Origin of the sequence: Micromonospora sp. II (assembly GCF_001709195.1) — a bacterium.
Lineage (GTDB): Bacteria > Actinomycetota > Actinomycetes > Mycobacteriales > Micromonosporaceae > Micromonospora > Micromonospora chalcea.
Map to the genome: position 1 here is coordinate 1 of NZ_LYXF01000071.1, position 6,390 is coordinate 6,390.

At 71.3% G+C, this 6,390-nt stretch carries 7 protein-coding genes; 3 read left to right on the forward strand and 4 right to left on the reverse strand.

Translation table 11 applies throughout. The features are described from left to right. A partial coding sequence (locus tag A8711_RS28220; protein WP_255365711.1) for a non-reducing end alpha-L-arabinofuranosidase family hydrolase occupies nucleotides 1-501 on the forward strand: 501 nt, incomplete at its 5' end. A gap of 175 nt (nucleotides 502-676) precedes the next feature. Continuing rightward, nucleotides 677-970 (forward strand): DUF4287 domain-containing protein, encoded by a 294-nt coding sequence (locus A8711_RS28225; protein WP_069089878.1) that lies wholly within the window; start codon nucleotides 677-679, stop codon nucleotides 968-970. 145 nt (nucleotides 971-1,115) lie between these two features. On the opposite strand, the gene A8711_RS28230 is transcribed toward A8711_RS28225, so the two are convergent. The 4 genes from A8711_RS28230 to A8711_RS28245 all read right to left on the reverse strand — a co-directional run bounded on the left by A8711_RS28230 (nucleotide 1,116) and on the right by A8711_RS28245 (nucleotide 5,469). Beyond that, nucleotides 1,116-1,637, reverse strand: a complete 522-nt coding sequence (locus A8711_RS28230) for an alpha/beta hydrolase (protein ID WP_069089879.1) — start codon at nucleotides 1,635-1,637, stop codon at nucleotides 1,116-1,118. A gap of 70 nt (nucleotides 1,638-1,707) precedes the next feature. Further along, nucleotides 1,708-3,426, reverse strand: coding sequence for an arginine--tRNA ligase (gene argS / locus A8711_RS28235; protein WP_069089880.1), 1,719 nt, complete (start codon nucleotides 3,424-3,426; stop codon nucleotides 1,708-1,710). 270 nt (nucleotides 3,427-3,696) lie between these two features. Next, entirely contained in the window at nucleotides 3,697-4,755 is a 1,059-nt protein-coding gene (gene trpS, locus A8711_RS28240) for a tryptophan--tRNA ligase (protein WP_069089881.1), read from the reverse strand. 270 nt (nucleotides 4,756-5,025) lie between these two features. Further along, nucleotides 5,026-5,469, reverse strand: a complete 444-nt coding sequence (locus A8711_RS28245) for a PRC-barrel domain-containing protein (protein ID WP_064448820.1) — start codon at nucleotides 5,467-5,469, stop codon at nucleotides 5,026-5,028. A gap of 126 nt (nucleotides 5,470-5,595) precedes the next feature. Between A8711_RS28245 and A8711_RS28250 the strand changes: the two genes are divergently transcribed. After that, a complete protein-coding gene (locus A8711_RS28250; RefSeq protein WP_069089882.1) occupies nucleotides 5,596-5,859 on the forward strand; it encodes an SCO4848 family membrane protein in 264 nt (87 codons plus the stop codon). Nucleotides 5,860-6,390 lie beyond the last annotated feature (531 nt).

Below are 6,390 nucleotides of genomic sequence, written 5' to 3' on the forward strand. Positions count from 1 at the left end.
CAGACGCTGATCGCCGACGACCAGAACATGTACCTGTTCTTCGCCGGTGACAACGGCAAGATCTACCGCTCCAGCATGCCGATCGGGAACTTCCCGGGCAGCTTCGGCTCGAACTACACCACCATCATGTCGGACTCGACGAACAACCTGTTCGAGGCCGTGCAGGTCTACAAGCTGCAGGGCCAGACCCGCTACCTGATGATCGTCGAGGCCATCGGCTCCCAGGGCCGCTACTTCCGGTCCTTCACCGCCACCAGCCTGAACGGATCGTGGACGCCGCAGGCCGCCACCGAGTCCAACCCGTTCGCCGGCAAGGCCAACAGCGGCGCGACCTGGACCAACGACATCAGCCACGGTGAACTCATCCGCACCACCGCGGACCAGACCTTCACTGTCGACCCCTGCAACCTCCAACTGCTCTACCAGGGCCGCTCCCCCAACTCCGGCGGCGACTACGGCCTCCTGCCCTACCGCCCCGGGCTGCTCACGCTTCAGCGCTGAGCGCGTACCCCGAGGTGTGGAGAGCCCGGCCCGCGACCACGCGGGCCGGGCTCTCCGGCGTCTCGCCCGATCGTTGTCCTGGAGGCAACGACGGTGGCCCGGTCCGTCGTTGATCGGACCCGCGCCGCCCGGGAGGGTGGAGTTGTCACCACCTCCCGGACGAAGGGTTGAGCAGATGTCCTTCCAGGCATACCTCGACGCGATCGAGGACAAGACCGGCAAGACCCCGCGCGCCCTGGTCGACCAGGCCCGGGAGCGTGGCTACGACGCCGCCGACGTGAAGGCCGGCGTGATCGTCGGCTGGCTCAAGGACGAGTACGGCCTCGGCCGGGGACACGCGATGGCCCTGGTCCACGTGATCAGGAACGGGCCGAAGATCAGCGCCAAGCACGTCGGCTCCACCGGCTCGCACCGCGACGACAGCGACACGTTGTGGCTGGACGGCAAGGCCGCCCGAGCCGCCGCGTAGCGGCTGTGGACAGCGACGCCTATCGTTCGCGGCATGGGAGCGATCAAGCCGTGGCACCTGTCCGTACTGATGCTCTGCTGTCTCCTGCCGCTCGTCGCCGCGGGGGTGGCGGTGCTGTGGGCGCGGCGACGCCGCCGCTGACCCGTCAGCGGCCGGCGACGAACTCCTCCACCGCCGTGCAGACCCGCCCCAGCGCCTCGGCCGAGGCCGCCAGCGGTCCGGGCACCATCATCGAGTGGTCGGCGTCGGCGACCTCCACCACGTACGGGGTGAGCCGCCGCGCCACCGCACCGTCCCAGACCGGGTCGGCGGTGCCGCCGGCCAGCAGGAACGGCGCGGTGGCCCGGGCCAGCGGCTCCCGTACCGCGGGGTCGGTCAGCAACGGCGTCAGCCAGACCGCCGGGATGCCCCGGTCGGCGGCGAGCGGGGCGGCGAAACTGCCGAGCGACTTGCCCACGAGCAGATCCACCCCGGCGTCGAGGACCGGATCCAACTGCTCGGCGACCCACTCCGGCGCGGCGTCGTGGCGCAGATCGCCGATCGACCGCCAGGTCACCTCGTGCACCTCGAAACCGCGCCGGCGCAACGCCTCCCCGATGTAGACGAACAGCGGCCCCCGGGTGTCGTAGCCCCGTCCCGGAGCGAGTACCGCGCGTCGATCCGCCATGGCCGCCTGCCTCTCGTTCGATCGATGCGTCACGCTAGCCGCCGCACGGGCTTCCGGTGGCCCCGCTGCCTCACAACCGTTCCGGGGTACGGATGCCGAGCAGGTCCAGGCCCTGCCGCAGCACCCGCGCGGTCAGCTCGCACAACACGAGCCGGCTCTCCCGCAGCGGTCCCTCCGCCCGCAGCACCGGGCAGCGCTCGTAGAACGCGCTGAACGCGACAGCCAGCCGGTGCAGGTAGGCGGTCAGGCGGTGGAACTCCAGGCTGCCCGCCACCTCCTCGACCACAGCGGCGAAGCCGACCAGTTCCATCGCGAGCGCCCGCTCGGCCGGCTCGGCGAGCGAGACCTCCGCGTCCGGCCGCGCCGCCGCGCCGGCCCGCCGGAAGATCGACCGGACCCGGGAGTACGCGTACTGGAGGTACGGCGCGGTGTTCCCGTCCAGCGACAGCATCCGCTCCCAGCCCAGCACGTAGTCCTTGTGCCGGTCCCCGGACAGGTCGGCGTACTTGATCGCGCCGATGCCCACCGCGCGCCCCACCTCGGCGGCCTCGGCCTCGCCCAGCTCCGGGTTGCGTTCCCGGGCCAGCGCGGTGGCCCGCTCCACAGCCTCGGTGAGCAGCCCGACCAGCTTCACCGCCCCGCCGGCCCGGCTGCGCAGCATCCGCCCGTCCGGGCCGAGGATCGAGCCGAACCCGACGTGCTCGGCCCGCACCGGCGCGGTCAGCCAGCCGGCCTGCGCGCCGACCGCGAACACCATCTCGAAGTGCCGCCGTTGCGGCAGCCCGACCACGTAGAGCAGCCGGGTCGCGCCGAGCGTGCCGGTCCGGTGCCGCAGCGCGGCCAGATCGGTGGCCGGATAGCCGAACCCCCCGTCGGACTTGCGCACGATCAGCGGCAACGGCTCGCCGTCACGGCCCACCGATCCGGGCGGGAACACGCAGTCCGCGCCCTCGCTGCGCCGCAGCAGCCCGAGCCGGTCCAGTTCCTCGACAGTCGGCGCGAGCTGGTCGTGGTAGCTGCTCTCACCCCGGAAGTCATCGCCGGTCAGCGTCACGTCGAGCAGGTCGTACACGGTCAGGAAGTAGCTCTCCGACTGCGTCACCAGCAGCCGCCACAGCCGCAGCGTCGCCGGGTCACCGCCCTGCAACGCCACCACCCGCCGCCGCGACCGTTCCCGGAACGCCTCGTCGTCGTCGAACTTCGCCCGCGCCGCCTTGTAGAACCCGTCCAGGTCACCCATCGACAGCTCCTGCGCCGCCCCGGCCTCGCCCAGGTCGAGCAGGTGCTCGATGAGCATGCCGAACGGCGTGCCCCAGTCGCCGAGGTGGTTGGCGCGCAGCACCCGGTGCCCGAGCCACTCCAGCGTCCGGGCCGCCGCGTCCCCGATCACCGTCGACCGCAGGTGCCCGACGTGCATCTCCTTCGCCACGTTCGGCGCCGAGTAGTCGACCACCACAGTCTCCGGCTCGGCCACCGGCGGCACGCCGAGCCGCGGGTCGACGGCCAGCGCGGACACCAGCCCGCCGAGCGCGTGGTCGGCCACCGTCAGGTTCAGGAAACCCGGACCGGACACCTCGACCGACGCGCAGACGTCGGCCAGCGCCGCGCGCTCCCGTACCTCCGCCGCGATCTCCCGCGGCGGCCGGCTGAGCCGCCGGGCCAGGCCCAGCGCCGCGTCGGACTGGAAGTCCGCGTGCTGGGAGCGCCGCACGGCCGGGTCAACCGGCACGCCGGCCACCGCCGCGAACGCCGGCGCCAGCCGGTCGGTGAGCAACCTTTCAAGATCCATGGGTACGCCGATCTCGCTGTGGATCCGCCGCGCGGATCACCTGACGGGAACGCGACGGCGGAGCGAGAACGGTCGATGACGACCGGCGGCTCGATCCGCCGGTCGCAGGAGGGAAGGCTCAGCGCAGGCGGTCGCGGGACCGCCGGCGTCGCAGCGCGCCGAGCCGGACGTCGGAGGACGTCATCGGGTACGCGTGCGAACTGGCCATGTCGGCAGCGTAACCGGCCGGCCCGGGGCGTGCGCAAGCGCGTACCCCGGGCCGGTCTGTCGTCAGGCCGAGGTGGCGACGGCCTTGCGGTAGCGCTCGGCCCGGCGCCGCACCTGGGCGTACGCGCTGCTCAGGCCCATCGCCCGGCGGACCTCGACGAGCGTGCGGCGCACCTCGACGCGGGTCCGCTCGGTGCCGGTGACGATCAGCTCGTCGACCAGGCCGGGCTGCGCCTCGATCCGGGCCCGGCGGTCCCGGATCGGGTCGAGGAACCGGTTGAGCGCCGTCGCCAGCGCCTCCTTGACCTCGACGTCACCGACCCGCCCGGCCCGGTAGCGGTCCTTGAACTCCGCCACCTGCGCCCGGTCCGGGTTGAAGATGTCGTGGTACTCGAAGACCGGGTTCCCCTCGACGGTGCCGGGCACGTCGGCGCGGACCCGGTTCGGGTCGGTGTACATCCCCATCACCTTGCGGCGCACCGTCGCCGCGTCGTCGGAGAGCGCGATCGCGTTCCCCTTGCTCTTGCTCATCTTCCCGGCGCCGTCCGTGCCGACCAGCGTGGGCGTTTCCGACATGAGCATGTCGGGCACCGGGAAGACCTCGCCGTAGAGATGGTTGAACCGCCGGGCGATCTCCCGGGTCACCTCGACGTGCGCGGCGTTGTCCTTCCCGACCGGCACGACCTGCCCCTTCACGCAGAGGATGTCGGCGGCCTGGAGGACGGGGTAGCCGAGCAGGCCGTACGGCATCTCGTCCTTGCCGGCGTCCCGGGTCATCTCCTTCAGCGACGGCACCCGTTCCAGCCGGGGCACCGTGATCAGGTTCTGGAACAGTGTGTTCAGGTCGCCGACCTCGGGGATCGCCGACTGGAGGTAGAACGTCGCCCGTTCCGGCTCCACCCCGGCGGCGAGGATGTCGGTGACCATCTCGCGGGCGTTGTGCGCCACCTGCTCGATGTCCGCGCGGCTGTTGCGGGTGGTGAGCATGTGCAGGTCGGCGATGATGAAGAAGCTCTCGTAGCGCTGGTGCAGCCGCACCCGGTTGGCGATGCTGCCCACGTAGTGGCCGAGGTGCAGCCGCCCGGTCGGGCGGTCTCCGGTGAGCATGCGTGCAGAGGACATGGTCGTACGCCTTTCGTGCCGGTCGCTGGCGGGGAGAAGCGACCCGGGTGTCACCCGGGTCGGTGGAGCGGGCTCGTCAGAACGAGCGCCGCCATCGCCCGCCGGCGCGGAATCGGAGTCCGCCGGCACGGAGTACGTCGAGGATCTGCTCCCGGCCGTCGACAGCGTGGCCCGGAAGACCGCTACGGGTCTCCGGGAGGCAGCTGCGCGGCCGGACCATGCCTGACACGGTAACCGCTCACCGGCCCGCGCCGCTGCCTCCTGCCGCGCTTACTGCTGTCGATAGCTCTCGGAGTAGTAGCTGCCGACCCGCTCCCGGTACTCCGGGTGCGCGAAGTGGTCGCTGTCGAACGCGGGCGACTCCTTCACCTGGTCGCGGGTGCGGTCCACGTGCACCACGCGGTCCAGGTGGTCGACCCGGGCCACGGTGCCGGCCGGCAGCAGCACCTTCTTCCCGAAGATCCACGGCCCGGTGTCCACCACCAGGTAGCGCGCGTCGGCGTCCTCGTTCGCCTCGTCGATCGACCCGATCCGGCCGTCAGTCGCCTCCACCCGGTAGCCGGTGAGGTCGAGCGGCGTACCGGGACCGGGGGCGTCGAGCTGGTCGTCGGTGTCCGCGGCGCGCTGCCGCGGTACGTCTCCGGGCCGGGTCTGGTCGTACCCACCCGCCAGGGCGGACGGGTCCCGCCAGGCCCAGGGGTTGAACGGCTGCATAGGTGGCACCTCCCGCGCATCGGCTCGACGCCGGGAACAGTGCCCCGGGCGGCCACGCCGGAAACACGCGTCGCCGTCCCCGACGCCCTGACCTGCGGGTACGGCCCGCTGGCATACTGGCCGACCATGGTCCTGTCACGTGGTTGGTCACTGTTCCTGGTCGCCGTCGGCGTGTGGACCTGGGCGATCTGGCCGAGGTTCGCGGTCGCCATCTGGAACGACGAGCGCGCCTGGTCTGCCGGCGTCGTCGGCGAGGGCAGTCCGACGGGCTTCCTCTGGGTGCACGCCCTGCTGATCGGCGCCTCTCTGGCGATCGGCACGACTGTCGGTGTCCTGGGCATCCGCGCCTACCGTGCCTCCCGCCGCCCTACCCGCGTCGGACGGGTGTGACGCGCGCCGCTACCCACCGATTTGACGATCAAACCTGTGGCCGCGTAACTTTCTCTCTGCCAGCGCGGAACGGGGCAAACGGGACGAAAGTCCTGAAGCACCGAACCGGGATTGGCGCCGGGTCCGAACGAGGTTCTCGCCTCCGCAAGACCTGGTCCGGGCGATGCTCGCCAAGACGCCGGAGGGCGGATTTGGCGGAGCGAAACCGACCGGGTAAGGTTGTCGACCGGCAGGGAACCGGGCGAGCTAGCGGGAGACCGCAGCGGCCGGCCTGCCAAATCCGATGATCAGACGCAGCGGGTGACTGCTGCGTGGGTTCAGCGGTGCCGACCCGTACGAAGCGTGACAGACCGGGACACACGGTTTGACACGGCAGAGACGGTGAGGTAACGTAGTAAAAGTGCCCGCCGCGAGAGCGGCGGGTGGTTGAACGAAATGCCCCAAACGGGGGCTCCGCGGTGCGGGGTTTCTGGTTGGTGTGTGGTTGTTCTTTGAGAACTCAACAGGGTGCTTGTAAAGCCAGTGCCAATT

What these genes read in the sequence shown, in the direction of transcription:
- A8711_RS28225 (WP_069089878.1), top strand. Translation starts at nt 677, where the DNA reads ATGTCCTTCCAGGCATACCTCGACGCGATCGAGGACAAGACCGGCAAG.
- A8711_RS28230 (WP_069089879.1), bottom strand. Translation starts at nt 1,637, where the DNA reads ATGGCGGATCGACGCGCGGTACTCGCTCCGGGACGGGGCTACGACACC.
- argS (WP_069089880.1), bottom strand. Translation starts at nt 3,426, where the DNA reads ATGGATCTTGAAAGGTTGCTCACCGACCGGCTGGCGCCGGCGTTCGCG.
- trpS (WP_069089881.1), bottom strand. Translation starts at nt 4,755, where the DNA reads ATGTCCTCTGCACGCATGCTCACCGGAGACCGCCCGACCGGGCGGCTG.
- A8711_RS28245 (WP_064448820.1), bottom strand. Translation starts at nt 5,469, where the DNA reads ATGCAGCCGTTCAACCCCTGGGCCTGGCGGGACCCGTCCGCCCTGGCG.
- A8711_RS28250 (WP_069089882.1), top strand. Translation starts at nt 5,596, where the DNA reads ATGGTCCTGTCACGTGGTTGGTCACTGTTCCTGGTCGCCGTCGGCGTG.